Origin of the sequence: Paenibacillus sp. FSL K6-1096, from assembly GCF_037977055.1 — a bacterium.
GTDB lineage: Bacteria > Bacillota > Bacilli > Paenibacillales > Paenibacillaceae > Paenibacillus_AQ.
Map to the genome: position 1 here is coordinate 6,253,625 of NZ_CP150274.1, position 13,032 is coordinate 6,266,656.

A 13,032-nucleotide genomic window follows, 5' to 3' on the forward strand; every position below is an offset into this window, starting at 1 on the left:
CTTGTTTTTTTGCCTGCTTTTAGCGGACGGGGTCGCATTCTATGTGCTGCGCAGATGGAACAGTCCGTACGTGACGGCAGAAACTGCAATCTGCGGCTCGTACTGCCACGCAGTCTCCTGACGGCGGCGGTTGTATTGCTCCTCTATGCTGAGCCGCTTCTCCTCGTCCTGCTCTTTGAGCAGCTCCGCATAATAAAGATCCACGATGCTAAGCTCCAGCTCCAGCCGCTCGCGGGCTTCTTCAGCCCAGGTATAATCCATCAGCGCCAGCTTGGAGGTGAGATACCCTTCCAGCCTGTCGGCTCCGGCGGCAAGGCTCAGCTCCGAGGGCTGGACATGGATATTCTCCGGCAGGCGCGGCGTAAGCTCCCTGGACTCCAGCCGGGCGTGGAAATCCGGCACGATCAGGCCGGAGGTCAGCGACACACCGATGAAATGCAGCTCCTCGCGCTTCAGATCACAGGTCATCTCCACCTTGTAGCAGACCGCCAGCCACGGCTCGTAAGCTGCCGAGAACAGCGTGGTCCGCTGCCGCTGCCCCGGGTCCTCGAACAGCTGCAGACATCTGCCTTCTTCCCGCGCCGCCGACCAAATCTGGCGCAGACGCTTGCTGCCGTAGGTCACATCCTCCCGGCGGATCATGCCGGGCCCGAGGCGCGGCAGCGCCGGAACGATGCCGAAGTACCGGGCCAGAATGCTGTCCTCCGGGGCCGCGGACACCCCGGGCGGCAGTGCGCCGCCAGCAGGCTGGGCTGTGCCTGGCTCCGCACCGGCTTCGGCCTCCGCAGCACGGCGGACGGCCGTGCTGCGCTGGCGGGCCGCAGGTGCAGCGGCCTGCGCTGCCAAGGCATCGTACTTCTCCGGGTCGAAGACGAAGCTGAAGCTCAGCGTCTCCGGCTCCGCGCCGGTACGCTCCACGAAGCCCCAATAATAGGGGCGGTCTGTCAGCATCCGGTCGGCGCGGGGGGAGAGCTTCACCGTCACATGCAGCGGGGAGGCCTCCAGAATGGTGCATTCAGTCACCTCCAGATAATCCATGACCTGCTTACGTATTTCCGCAGGGGACAGCATCAGGAGTTCACCCCGCTCTCATCCAGTCCGGACTGGGCCAGTCCGCTGAGCGTATCGCCGATGCCGTCCAGCCCGCTGCGCAGCTCCTCGTCGCTGCGGGCTTCGAGGACGATTTTGTACAGGCTTTTCTCCAGCGACCCGTTCTGCTCGAAGCGCTCCAGGATTACGTCCAGCCCGCCGATGACCATCTCGAACATGTTGATTTTCTCATGCAGCAGGTGGAGGATATGCTCTTCGATAGTCCCATGTGTGGAGAGGTTGTAAATCACTACATCATTCTCCTGGCCCAGCCGGTGCACCCGGCCGATCCGCTGCTCGACCCGCATCGGGTTCCAGGGCAGATCGAAATTGATCATATGGTGGCAGAACTGCAGGTTAATGCCCTCGCCGCCCGCTTCCGTAGCAATCATCACCTGGGCGCGGCCGCGGAAGAGGTCCATCATCCAGTCTTTTTTGCCGCGGTTCATCCCGCCCGAGTAGGTCACACACTGCAGCCCGTGGTCACGGAAATATTGCAGCAGATACTCCTGTGTGGCGCGGTATTCGGTGAACACAATGACCTTCTCGTCCATCTCCCGGATCAGTTCAATCGTTTTCTCGGCCTTCGTATTGGTCTTGACCGTGCGGATTGTCTGGAGCAGCCCCATCATCCGCTCGCGCTTAGGCGAGTCCTCCGGCAGCTTCTTGATCAGATTAACCAGCGTGACGAACACGGCATCGCGGCTGCTGCACACCTCGCGCTGAAGCGTAACCAGGGAGAGCATGCTGCTGAGATTGCCGCCCGCCTCCTGATACTGGTCCTTGACGAAGGCGGTCACGCCGTCATACAGAGCCTTCTCCTCCGCAGAGAGGGTGAGCGGGATGTTGCGCACCTTGCGCTTGGTGAAATTCACCGGACCCTCGCCCCGGCGGTTGCGGATCATCACCTTGGACAGCTCGCCCCGGAGCTGGACCTCATTCTTAGGCTGGCGTTTATCCACAACGAAATTGGCGGCAAAATCCCCCTGATTCCCAAGCTGCCCCGGCTTCAGAATGGTAATCAGATTGAACAGCTCGCCGAGGTCGTTCTGCACGGGGGTGGCGGTGAGCAGGAGGCAGTATTTTTTGCGCAGCTGCTGGACGAACTGGTAATTGGTCGATTTCTTGTTCTTCAGCTTATGGGCTTCATCGATGATCAGCATGTCGTACTCCTGGCTCAGCAGCATCTCCTTGTGCGGGTCGCGCTTGGCGGTATCCATCGAGGCGACCACGATATCGTTGCCCCAGGAGTAGGTCTTCTTCTGCGCCACGGCAGCAATGCCGAATTTGGTATTCAGCTCGCGCACCCACTGCAGGACGAGCGAAGCGGGCACCAGAATCAGCACCCGGCTGACGAGGCCGCGCACCAGGTATTCTTTTAACACCAGTCCGGCTTCAATTGTCTTGCCCAGGCCTACTTCATCGGCGAGAATCGCCCGTCCCGACATCTCGAACAGCACCTTATGCGCGGTATCAAGCTGATGCGGCAGCGGCGACAGCCCGGACAGATGCTTCATGCACTGCAGCTCATCGAAGCTCGTGACCAGGCCCGACTGCTCTCCCTGAACGGCCAGACGGGATAACCGCCAGTCTCCCCAGGGGCCGCCTTTGTCGAGTCTGGATTCCAGATCCTGCAGCCAATTTCGCTCAAAAGAAAGAGGAACAGGCAGCAGCGGCGCAGCCGTTACGGTCTCATGGGGCAGGGAATTGCGGAATAATTGCGTCATGATGCAGCCTCCTCCGGTGCGGTTTCATATCGAATGCGTACCAGTAGTATGCGCGTTTCAGAGAGATTTCATAACCCCGCTTCACCGGGCTGACGCCTGCGGGACCTGCATTTTCCCTGTAAAGCTTTCAGGATCACCGCCGGCAAAAAAACGAGAAAGACGGAGGAAACAAGCGTTCTTTTCCTGATTTCTGGGCATTCCCGCCCGGGGCTGGTTTTTTCAAAAAAGACCTTAAGGCACAATATGTGGTATAGTTTTGAAGTTAAAGTACACCATATATTGTTACAGAAGTGTGAAGTGTGGTCCGTCCGCGGGCCTCTCACCTCAAGTGTCCGGAAGCATCACCTATTAATCAACCGGGAGGTTTTGCTATTGAGTACAGTAGAGCGTGGCAATCGTCTGGAAGGTCTGAGCGAGAAAATTTTCCTGGACCGTTATGCCTGGAAGGATGCAGACAGCAATCATGCGAAGGTGGGCGATGTCGTCCTTGTGCTGACGAAGGATGATCCGAAGTTCCCGACCAAGGAGGTCGGTGAGATTGTCGAGCGTACCGGCCGGACCGTTACGGTCAGGACCCGCAGCGGCGAGCTGGTGCAGTCCGATGTGGAGAAGCTGACGCTGAATATAGAGAAGACACCGGAGGAGATGTGGGACCGCCTCGCCGCCGCGATGGCCTCTGTGGAGAAGACACCTGAGCTTCAGGAGGAGTGGACAAGCCGGTTCCGCTCGATTCTGGATGACTGGAAGCTGGTTCCGGGCGGACGGATTGCGGCAGGCGCCGGGGCGAGCGAAGAGCTTACGCTGTTCAACTGCTATGTCATTCCATCGCCAAAAGACAGCCGGGGCGGCATCATGGAGACCCTCTCCGAGATGACCGAGATTATGGCCCGCGGCGGCGGGGTCGGCATTAACCTGTCCTCGCTGCGTCCGCGCCGCGCTATTGTGCGTGGGGTGAACGGTTCCTCCAGCGGCTCCGTGTCCTGGGGCGGCCTGTTCAGCTATACGACCGGACTGATTGAACAAGGCGGCAGCCGCCGCGGTGCGCTGATGCTGATGATCAACGACTGGCACCCGGATGTGCTGGACTTCATCACCGTGAAGCAGACGATGGGCCAGGTCACGAACGCCAACCTGTCGGTATGCGTCAGCAACGGCTTCATGAAGGCAGTGAAGGAGGATCTGGACTGGGAGCTGGTCTTCCCCGACACCACCGATCCGGATTACGACACGCTCTGGGACGGCGATCTGGATAAATGGAAGGCCGACAACCGCCGCGTCATCCCGTACCGCACCGTCAAAGCCCGCGATGTCTGGCACACGATTATCGAATCGGCCTGGAAATCAGCGGAGCCGGGCGTTGTTTTCATGGAATATTATAATCAGATGTCGAATAGCTGGTATTTCAATCCGATTATTTGTACTAATCCGTGCTTCCACCCGGACACCAGAATTGCCACGGAATACGGCCTTTTAACCATCGAGGAGCTATATAAGAAGGTCGGAACGGAATCCTTCCTGGTTGGAACCGATCTGAGACTAGTGGAGCAGGCCAAAGTGGTCGGCGGCAGAAGCTATGAAATTCCGGGCCTGCAGATGAGACGGGCTACAGTATTCCCGACCGGGACGAGAGAGACCCTGAAGATCTCTCTGCAAAATGGAGTCGAGCTGTCCGTAACCCCTGAGCACCGCCTATTTACCGATTCCGGCTGGAAAGAGGCCCGGAACCTGAGTGCTGAAGATAGTGTGTACCTGCAGTCCGGTGAGGGCGGCTTTGCGGCTGAGGATGAGCTTGGTGAGGATTGGGTCAAAGAAGAGCTGGAGAAACTCGGAGTCAATGATGTTAGAGCCGCCGAGAAAGAGATTCCGGCTGCGCTATATACCGCTTCACGCGAGAAAGTCGTAGCCTTCCTGCAAGGATTATTCTCGGCAGATGGAACTGTGTATGACCGTGACGAAATGCGCTCTACTGTAGGGCTGACCTCAGCGTCCAAGAAGCTGCTCCAAGGCGTTCAATTGCTGCTGCTTAATTTCGGAATTAATAGCTCCATTAATAACGATGAACACAGTGGATTCTATGAGCTGATCTTAAGCGGCAACAACATCCTGGAGTTCAAGAATAAGATCGGCTTCAAGCTGCTTACCAGAAAACAAGAGGCGCTGGAGCGCATTGCCAGACCTTCCCGCAAAAATGAAAAGTTTATCTCCAAAGTCGTTGGCATCGAAGCAGGCGAGGTAGTGACAGTATACGATATTACCGAGCCTGTAACGCATTCGCTGATCGCTGGCGGTGTTGTAGCTCATAACTGTGGTGAACAAGGACTGCCCGGCTGGGGCGTGTGCAACCTGTCCGCCGTCAATCTTTCCAAGTTCTACGATGCCGAGAAGCATGATGTGGACTGGGCAGACCTGGCGAGAACCACCCGGTATTCCGTGCGCTTCCTGGACAATGTTATCGACAAGACACCGTATCATTTCCCGGAAAATGAAGCCAACCAGAAGCTTGAACGCCGCGTAGGATTAGGCACAATGGGACTGGCTGAGCTGATGATCAAGCTGAATATCCGCTATGGCAGCCCGGAATCGCTGGAGTTCCTGGACAAGCTCTACGGCTTCATGGCCCGCGAGGCCTATCTGGCTTCGGCCGAGATTGCCGGAGAGAAGGGCTCGTTCCAGGCGTTCGACACCGACAAATATTTGCAGAGCGGATTTATGCGGAATATCACTGAGGTCTACCCGGAGGTCGGCGAAGCCATCCGCAAGCAGGGAATGCGCAACGTCACTGTAATCACCCAGGCTCCTACGGGCAGCACAGGAACTATGGTTGGTACATCTACAGGAATCGAGCCGTATTTCGCCTTCAAATATTTCCGCCAGAGCCGTCTCGGCTATGACGAGCAATTCGTGCCAATTGCCCAGGAATGGTTGGAAGCTCATCCGGGAGAAGAACTGCCGGACTACTTCGTCACCTCGATGGACCTGTCCGCCAAGGATCATATCCGCGCACAGGCCGCCATCCAGCGCTGGGTGGACAGCTCGATCTCCAAGACTGCGAACTGCCCGTCTGACTTCACGGTGGAGGAGACCGCCGAGCTGTATGAAATGGCCTTCGATCTGGGCTGCAAAGGCGTGACCATCTACCGTGACGGCAGCCGTGACGTGCAAGTACTGGAAACGGCGAAGAAGGAAGACAAGAAGGACGCTGCGGCAAAAGTCGAACCGGTGGAAGCAAAAGCTACTGAACCAGCAGCTCCTCATAATTATACTGTAGTTGCAGAGCCAATCACTATGAAAGCATCGGAGGGTCTGCCGGGGACCGGCGGAGTGGACAAGCAATACAAGAAGCGCCCGCAGGTGCTGCGCGGAGCAACCTATAAGATCAACACGCCGTTCGGCATGGCGTATATCACGATCAACGATCTAGACGGAATCCCGGCCGAAATCTTCCTGAACGTCGGTAAGGCTGGCTCTGACGTCTTCGCCATGGCCGAAGCCCTCGGCCGCGTCTGCTCGCTATTCCTGCGCTACGGCGACCACGGCGAGAAGGTCGGCCTGCTGATCAAGCATCTTAAGGGCATCGGCGGCTCCGGCGCCATCGGTTTTGGCGCAAACCGCGTCGAGTCCATTGCCGACGCAGTAGCCAAGGCTCTGGAGACCCATGTGCAGACCAACGCCCATGACGACCACATCCCGGCGCCCATCGCCGCAACACTGGAGCTTGATTTCAACGAGGCGCTGAGCGCCGAGCTGAAATCCAACGTCCCAGCCGCATCCGCGGATGATGGTCACGGCAGCCACGGCGCGCATAATCACGCTACCGCCTCGCGCGACCTCTGCCCTTCCTGCGGCAGCGCCTCGCTGATTAATATTGAGGGTTGTAAGACTTGCGGAAATTGCGGGTATAGCCGGTGCGGGTGAGGGGAGATAACAAACAAGTTTTGTTCTAAAATGTAAAATAACGTGGGAAGCGATAGTTGCTCCCACGTTATTTTTTTATTATAAAAGTAAATTGTCAACGTTTCATTAAGCTAACGGGCAGGTTAGTAATAAAAGAACTATACATTGATAATACAATTTGTTCCAGCTACAATCATAGAGAATATAGCTTGTTTTCTTTTAACAGCTTCTTGTTAATGGACAGATGGTTTTCGTTTATGTTTATCCCGATCTTATGAACCAAAACTGCGATTATATTTACGATTGGGATAAACAGTTACTATTTGAACTTGCAGATTTTACGGATAAGGTAGTTCTCGACCTGGGAAGCGGTACAGGAAGGCTTGCATTTGCCGCAGCAGAAAAGGCGAAAAGGGTTTATGCGTGCGAACCCACCGATATGCTAAGGGAGTACATGCGCGATAAAATCAAACGTGAGAATATTAATAATGTTGTAGTCGTAGACGATACGATCGAGAACATCCCTTATGAGGATAATTCCTTCGATATTGTGATGTCGGGGCATGTAGTGGGCGACAATTATGACGCTCAGATTGCTGAACTGTCCAGGGCTGTTAAAAACGGTGGTTGATTGCATCGGGGAAGATAATAGGAAGAGGGAACACGATGAAGAATTAATAAAAAGAGGTTTTGAGTCGTTTTAGTTCGTAAATAAATGCGTGTCATTAATAACGTGTTAGAAGGCTCTGTATATATTGACAGAGCCTGTGTTAGTTGAACGACAACAGCGGCAGCCTAAGACAGTATTCATCCAGTCTTGGCTCGCCGCTGTTTTTAGTTCATTATTTTCGCCAAACATCTATACTAAACTCAAAGCAACTTCTCCATAATCATCACATCTATAAATTCTCCATCCATAACCCCTTGTTTCTCAAATACTCCGACTTGCCGATACCCCATCTTCCGGTACAGCCCTTGACCGTTTTCATTGAATGGAAAGGTAAAGAGAACGATTTTATAAAAGCTGTTTTCTTTTGCCACCTTGTGTAAGGACTCCAGGAGAGAGCTGCCTGCACCCTGCCCACGAAAGCTGCGGTCAATGTAGACTGATAGGTCTGCGACCCCATTATAAGCGCAGCGGTGGGAGTAAGGATTCAAAGAGGCCCAGCCAATAACTTTACCTTCGGTTTCTGCCACCAAAACACTAAAGCGGCCTTGGCGATCGTTGAACCATGCTTCCATATAGGAGGAGTCTTTTGTCTCTGTTTCAAGTGTAGCGATCCGGTCCTCGATCCCCTGATTGTAGATGCGAAGGATACTTTCGATATCCTCTGGACTAGCCTGTCGAACAGTTAACGTAGTAATCATATAACAATCCCCCTATAGCTTACTTTTTAGCTTTAATCACAGCTGAAACAATGTATTGGTCAACGTTCGCACCAGGAACCCAATCTTTGATAAATGTTCTGGATTCGTCTTTTGGTTCAATACGGATCTCTGTAAAGCCACTTTCCCGAAGCATCTGCTCTACATCAGCGATGGAAGAGGCTCCGGAGATACAACCGGAATACAATTCGTCCAGGTCATTTTTGATCTCAGGGGGAAGCTCAGCTGTAGTTACGATGTCAGATATGGCCAGACGGCCACCAGATTGAAGAACACGGTAGGCTTCGCGGAATACTTGTTGTTTATCCGGTGAAAGGTTAATTACGCAGTTGGAGATAATGACATTAACCGAATTGTCAGCAACGGGAAGATATTCAATTTCGCCCAATCTGAATTCGGTGTTGTTGAACTTTCCTTTTATAGCATTATCCCTTGCACGGCTGATCATCTCAGGCGTCATATCCACTCCAATTACACGGCCCTGGTTACCTACCTGACGGGAGGCCAGGAAGCAATCAAATCCCCCGCCGCTCCCGAGGTCCAGAACATGTTCACCAGCTTGCAGTTCAGCGATTGCCTGGGGATTGCCGCAACCAAGCCCTAAGTTGGCGCCTACAGGAGCTGCGGCCAGATCCTCACTGGAATATCCCAACTTAGCGGAGATAGCATCGAAATCAGTTGGGGAGTCACAGCAACTGCTGTCAGCAGGTGTGCAGCAGGAAGAAGAGGTTTCGACCTTTTTAACAGCAATTTTTTGATAGCGCCCCCGTACATTTTGGCGGATTTGATCATTTGTAAGTTTGCTCATAATTAAACACTCCTCTTTTAACATTTGTTTTGGCAAAAGGATAACTTGCAAAATGCAAGTGTTGGTGAAGAGAAATCACCCTTTTACAGGTGCACAGCAGTTGCTGGATTTCCCCATGGCTTCGTTGAAAAGCTTAATGGACCGTAGTAAAGTTTCCACTTCAAACTCACTCATATGCGAGAAGGCTTCATTCAGGTATTCATTCATTTGCTGATCAATAGTTGTAGCCACCATTTTTCCTTGAGGCGTAAGTGACAGGTTATAAATTCTTCGGTCTGTAGGATCAGGGGTCTTCTTAACCAAGTTCAATTTGACCAAAGACTGGACTTGTCTGCTGAAGGTTGTAATATCAGTGCCAAGTGTTTCTGCGACTTGTTGCATGGAAGGGTTACGGCTCCGGTCTATCTCATATAGCAGGTGGCTTTGGGTCGCGGAAAGATTACATCCTCCTACGCTGCAGCAGTCCTTATTGAGCAATCCTAAACGCCGGGTCATGATTTGGAGTAGTTCTCGTGGGGTTTCCATTATTCTCACCTCTTGACTTAGTTATACCGTAATTAATTGCAATATGCAAATAATAAATTTACTTGTCTTATATAGTTTGACATCTCTCAGCCAGCCGTTAGCCATAATATTTTGGCGTTGAATATATAATCTTATAATTATATAATGATGTACGAGGTTGAACTTAATCTTTGGAGGGAGTGCATGGGATACGTAGTATTTTGGCATAAAATGGGGGAATACAATTGGTAGCTCCGGCAAGTCTAATATTTATAGTCACATTGATTTTTGTCATTTGGCAACCTAAAAATCTGTCTATTGGATGGTCTGCCTGCGGCGGAGCGTTAATCGCTTTACTCGCCGGTGTAGTCAGCTTCCATGATGTTCTGGATGTTACGCTGATTGTGTGGAATGCTACACTTGCATTTGTTGCCATCATCCTGATCTCCCTGATCCTCGATAAAATTGGATACTTCGAATGGGCAGCTCTACATATGGCCAAGGCTGCCAGAGGGAATGGAGCCCGGATGTTTATCTATGTCATCATTCTTGGTGCCGTAGTAGCGGCATTTTTTGCTAATGACGGAGCAGCACTCATTCTAACACCAATTGTGCTGGCTATGGTCCGCGCGCTCAATTTTGATGAGAAAAGGGTTTTTCCATTCATCATTGCCAGCGGGTTTATAGCAGATACTACTTCTTTACCACTGGTTGTCAGCAACTTAGTAAATATCGTGTCAGCTGACTTTTTTGGACTTACCTTTATGGAATATGCCGGACGGATGCTGATGCCTACCTTATTTTCCTTAGGGGCAAGTATTCTTGTACTCTACTTCTTCTTCCGTAAAAGTATTCCAAGAAACTTTGATAGCTCCCAGCTAAAAAAACCTGAAGAGGCTATTAAAGATAAGCAAATGTTCAAGCTGTCCTGGTTTGTTCTTGCAGTTCTGCTAATAGGATATTTTGTCAGTGAGTTCCTGAACATTCCGGTATCTGTAGTGGCAGGTATCATCGCGGTCTTTTTCCTGCTCATGGCAAGAAAAAGTCCTGCTGTACCGATCATGGAAGTAGTGAAGGGTGCACCTTGGGCGATCGTATTCTTTTCCATTGGTATGTATGTTGTGGTGTACGGTCTGAGAAATGCCGGACTTACGAATGTATTAGCTGATGTCATTCAGGCGGTTGCAGATCAAGGGCTGTTCGCAGCAACGATGGGGATGGGCTTTATTGCCGCGGTGATCTCCTCCATAATGAATAACATGCCTACCGTAATGATTGATGCACTAGCCATTGATGCTACTCACACCTCTGGATTGATTAAGGAAGCCCTGATTTATGCGAATGTCATTGGTTCTGATTTAGGACCTAAGATTACACCGATTGGTTCACTGGCTACCTTACTGTGGCTGCATGTGCTTTCCACCAAAGGTGTGAAAATATCCTGGGGAACGTATTTCAAAACAGGCATTATTTTGACGATCCCTACGCTGTTCATCACCCTGCTTGGTCTGTATATAACATTTAACTTATTTTAAACTCAAAGGAGATAGCGACTCATGGATAAGAAGACCATTTACTTTTTGTGTACAGGAAACTCCTGCCGGAGCCAGATGGCGGAAGGCTGGGCCAAGAAATATTTGAGCAATGAATGGAACGTATATAGTGCGGGCATTGAGGCTCACGGATTGAACCCGAAAGCTGTTCAGGCAATGAGCGAAGTAGGGATAGATATCTCAGGTCAAACATCAGATATTATTGATCCGCAGCTGCTGAACAGCTCCGATCTGGTCATTACATTGTGCGGAGATGCAGCAGATAAATGCCCCGTTACTCCGCCTCAGGTGAAACGTGAACATTGGGGATTCGACGATCCCGCAAAAGCCCAAGGAACGGATGAGGAGAAGTGGGCGGTCTTCCAGCGGGTTCGTGATCAAGTGGGCGAACGGATCAAACATTTTGCTGAAACAGGAAGATAATGAAGAACAACAAAGAGAACTATAATAGCAAATTATCATAAATCCTCATTTGATTGCCGACTATCAGAACCCAAACCTTTGGCAAGGTTTCGCCCTAAATTTGGTGGCACAGAAAATTTCGGAAGATTTGTATTAAAACAAGGCTGACCAAGCCGCCAGAGGTTGCTCCAGCTCTTGGTCAGCCTTTATGACGATACGCTTTAACCTTCCATCTTTAACCTTCCGTCTGCAGCCGGTGCTTTAGCTGTTTTTGTTCCGAATGAAGGGCCATCTCGGTCTCGATCTGCTCCAGGGTGCGGCCTTTGGTCTCGATGACCACGAAGCGGACGAAGAGGAGACCCAGGACACAGATGAAGCCAAAGGCCGAGAAGATGACGCCGAAGCTGAACCGGTCGGCAAGAATAGGGAAGATCAGACCAACAGCGAGCGAACCGGTCCAGTTGAAGGCGGAGGAGATGCCGCCGCCAATGCCGCGGACGGAGAGCGGGAAGATTTCCCCGACAATAATCCAGGTCAGCGGCGCCCAGGAAAAGGCATAACACAGGATGAAGCTGCAAAGCGCGATTAAGGTCACCCAATTGAGCACGCCGGCTTCAACACCGAATCCGCCGAGCAGAGCCGGGGTGAAGAAGGATAACGCCATCCCTGCACTGCCCACGGTAAGGATGGTCCGGCGGTTGAATCTATCCACAAACTGCAGGAACAGGATTGTTGTTAACACGAAGATAACCCCAACGATGACGGTGAATCCGGCAGCCAGCTGAGGGGACAAGCCGACGTTGCGGGCAATGCTTGTGGCGTAGTAGACAATGGAGTTGGCGCCCTGGATCTGCTGGAAGGTGGCCATGCCGACCCCGATGATTAAGGCCATCCGGAACTTGGAATGGAAGAGCTGAGCGATGCCGGATTGCTCATGCTCGGCAACGCCCTCGATCTCGGCGATTTCGGCATTGATCTCTTCCGTAGAGGTGCGCAGCGCGCTTAGTACTTCACGGGCTTTGCTGCTCATGCCGTTCTTAATCAGGTATCTTGGCGATTCCGGCAGCTTCAGCATACCCAGGAACAGGATAATGGCGAACAAGGCGGCGCTGCCCAGCATTAACCGCCAGCTGCCCGTAACCGGTTCAAAGAGGAAGGCCACGATATAGCTAAGCAGCATGCCGATGACAATCATCAGCTGGTTTAACCCGGAGAGCTTGCCGCGCATGTGAGCTGGCGCAATCTCAGACATATAGGCGGGAACGAGGGAAGACGCTGTTCCGACCGCAATTCCCAGGAAGATCCGGGCCACAGTCAGGGTTGTTTCGTCCGGCGCAACGGCGGAGCCGATGGCCCCAATGAAGAAGATCAGGGAAGAGATCAGAATCAGCTTCCGGCGGCCGAACTTATCCCCCAGCAAGCCGCTTAGTATGGAGCCGATAATCGCTCCGCCCATCAGCGAAGAGACGACAATCCCGATCCAGAGGGAGCTCAGGCTGAAATCGCTTTTGATATGTCCTTCCGCACCGGCAATAATGCCGATATCATAGCCAAACAGAATCCCCGCAAACGAGCCGAAGAAAAATATAAATTTGCTCGATACTTTGTTCATCATGTACCATTCCCTTCTTTATGCAGACCGTATCTCTTAAGGATTTGCGATCTTCAG

At 52.2% G+C, this 13,032-nt stretch carries 10 protein-coding genes; 4 read left to right on the forward strand and 6 right to left on the reverse strand.

Annotated features, from left to right (window positions below; genetic code table 11):
* Positions 1-39 precede the first annotated feature (39 nt).
* Both MHI24_RS27475 and MHI24_RS27480 read right to left on the reverse strand, forming a co-directional pair.
* Positions 40-1,074 carry a YqhG family protein gene (locus MHI24_RS27475; protein ID WP_340026815.1) on the reverse strand — a complete coding sequence of 345 codons (1,035 nt, stop codon included), beginning with the start codon at positions 1,072-1,074 and terminating at the stop codon, positions 40-42.
* Positions 1,071-2,816 (reverse strand): SNF2-related protein, encoded by a 1,746-nt coding sequence (locus tag MHI24_RS27480; RefSeq protein ID WP_340022711.1) that lies wholly within the window; start codon positions 2,814-2,816, stop codon positions 1,071-1,073. The genes MHI24_RS27475 and MHI24_RS27480 overlap by 4 nt, the downstream gene beginning before the upstream one ends.
* 372 nt (positions 2,817-3,188) lie before the next feature.
* Between MHI24_RS27480 and MHI24_RS27485 the strand changes: the two genes are divergently transcribed.
* Positions 3,189-6,731 carry an LAGLIDADG family homing endonuclease gene (locus MHI24_RS27485; RefSeq protein WP_340022712.1) on the forward strand — a complete coding sequence of 1,181 codons (3,543 nt, stop codon included), beginning with the start codon at positions 3,189-3,191 and terminating at the stop codon, positions 6,729-6,731.
* 223 nt (positions 6,732-6,954) lie between these two features.
* On the forward strand, positions 6,955-7,341 hold the full coding sequence (locus tag MHI24_RS27490) for a class I SAM-dependent methyltransferase (protein ID WP_340022713.1): 387 nt from the start codon (positions 6,955-6,957) through the stop codon (positions 7,339-7,341).
* 239 nt (positions 7,342-7,580) lie between these two features.
* Here the strand turns inward: MHI24_RS27490 and MHI24_RS27495 are convergent, their stop codons facing one another.
* The 3 genes from MHI24_RS27495 to MHI24_RS27505 all read right to left on the reverse strand — a co-directional run bounded on the left by MHI24_RS27495 (position 7,581) and on the right by MHI24_RS27505 (position 9,429).
* A complete protein-coding gene (locus MHI24_RS27495; RefSeq protein ID WP_340026816.1) occupies positions 7,581-8,075 on the reverse strand; it encodes an arsinothricin resistance N-acetyltransferase ArsN1 family A in 495 nt (164 codons plus the stop codon).
* A gap of 22 nt (positions 8,076-8,097) precedes the next feature.
* On the reverse strand, positions 8,098-8,904 hold the full coding sequence (locus tag MHI24_RS27500) for an arsenite methyltransferase (protein WP_340022714.1): 807 nt from the start codon (positions 8,902-8,904) through the stop codon (positions 8,098-8,100).
* A gap of 75 nt (positions 8,905-8,979) precedes the next feature.
* The gene (locus MHI24_RS27505) at positions 8,980-9,429 is read right to left on the reverse strand and encodes a MarR family winged helix-turn-helix transcriptional regulator (protein WP_340022716.1); all 450 of its coding nucleotides are present in this window, start codon (positions 9,427-9,429) and stop codon (positions 8,980-8,982) included.
* A gap of 224 nt (positions 9,430-9,653) precedes the next feature.
* Here MHI24_RS27505 and MHI24_RS27510 point away from each other — a divergent pair, with 224 nt between their 5' ends.
* Together MHI24_RS27510 and arsC are read left to right on the forward strand one after the other, a co-directional pair.
* The gene (locus tag MHI24_RS27510) at positions 9,654-10,943 is read left to right on the forward strand and encodes an arsenic transporter (RefSeq protein WP_340022717.1); all 1,290 of its coding nucleotides are present in this window, start codon (positions 9,654-9,656) and stop codon (positions 10,941-10,943) included.
* Between the two features lie 21 nt (positions 10,944-10,964).
* Positions 10,965-11,384: an arsenate reductase (thioredoxin) gene (gene arsC / locus MHI24_RS27515; RefSeq protein ID WP_340022718.1), complete on the forward strand. Its 420-nt coding sequence runs from the start codon at positions 10,965-10,967 to the stop codon at positions 11,382-11,384.
* A 214-nt stretch (positions 11,385-11,598) separates the two neighbouring features.
* Here the strand turns inward: arsC and MHI24_RS27520 are convergent, their stop codons facing one another.
* Positions 11,599-12,978, reverse strand: coding sequence for a sugar porter family MFS transporter (locus MHI24_RS27520; protein WP_340022719.1), 1,380 nt, complete (start codon positions 12,976-12,978; stop codon positions 11,599-11,601).
* Between the last annotated feature and the right edge of the window lie 54 nt (positions 12,979-13,032).

What these genes read in the sequence shown, in the direction of transcription:
- MHI24_RS27480 (WP_340022711.1), bottom strand. Translation starts at nt 2,816, where the DNA reads ATGACGCAATTATTCCGCAATTCCCTGCCCCATGAGACCGTAACGGCT.
- MHI24_RS27490 (WP_340022713.1), top strand. Translation starts at nt 6,955, where the DNA reads ATGGTTTTCGTTTATGTTTATCCCGATCTTATGAACCAAAACTGCGAT.
- MHI24_RS27500 (WP_340022714.1), bottom strand. Translation starts at nt 8,904, where the DNA reads ATGAGCAAACTTACAAATGATCAAATCCGCCAAAATGTACGGGGGCGC.
- MHI24_RS27505 (WP_340022716.1), bottom strand. Translation starts at nt 9,429, where the DNA reads ATGGAAACCCCACGAGAACTACTCCAAATCATGACCCGGCGTTTAGGA.
- arsC (WP_340022718.1), top strand. Translation starts at nt 10,965, where the DNA reads ATGGATAAGAAGACCATTTACTTTTTGTGTACAGGAAACTCCTGCCGG.
- MHI24_RS27520 (WP_340022719.1), bottom strand. Translation starts at nt 12,978, where the DNA reads ATGATGAACAAAGTATCGAGCAAATTTATATTTTTCTTCGGCTCGTTT.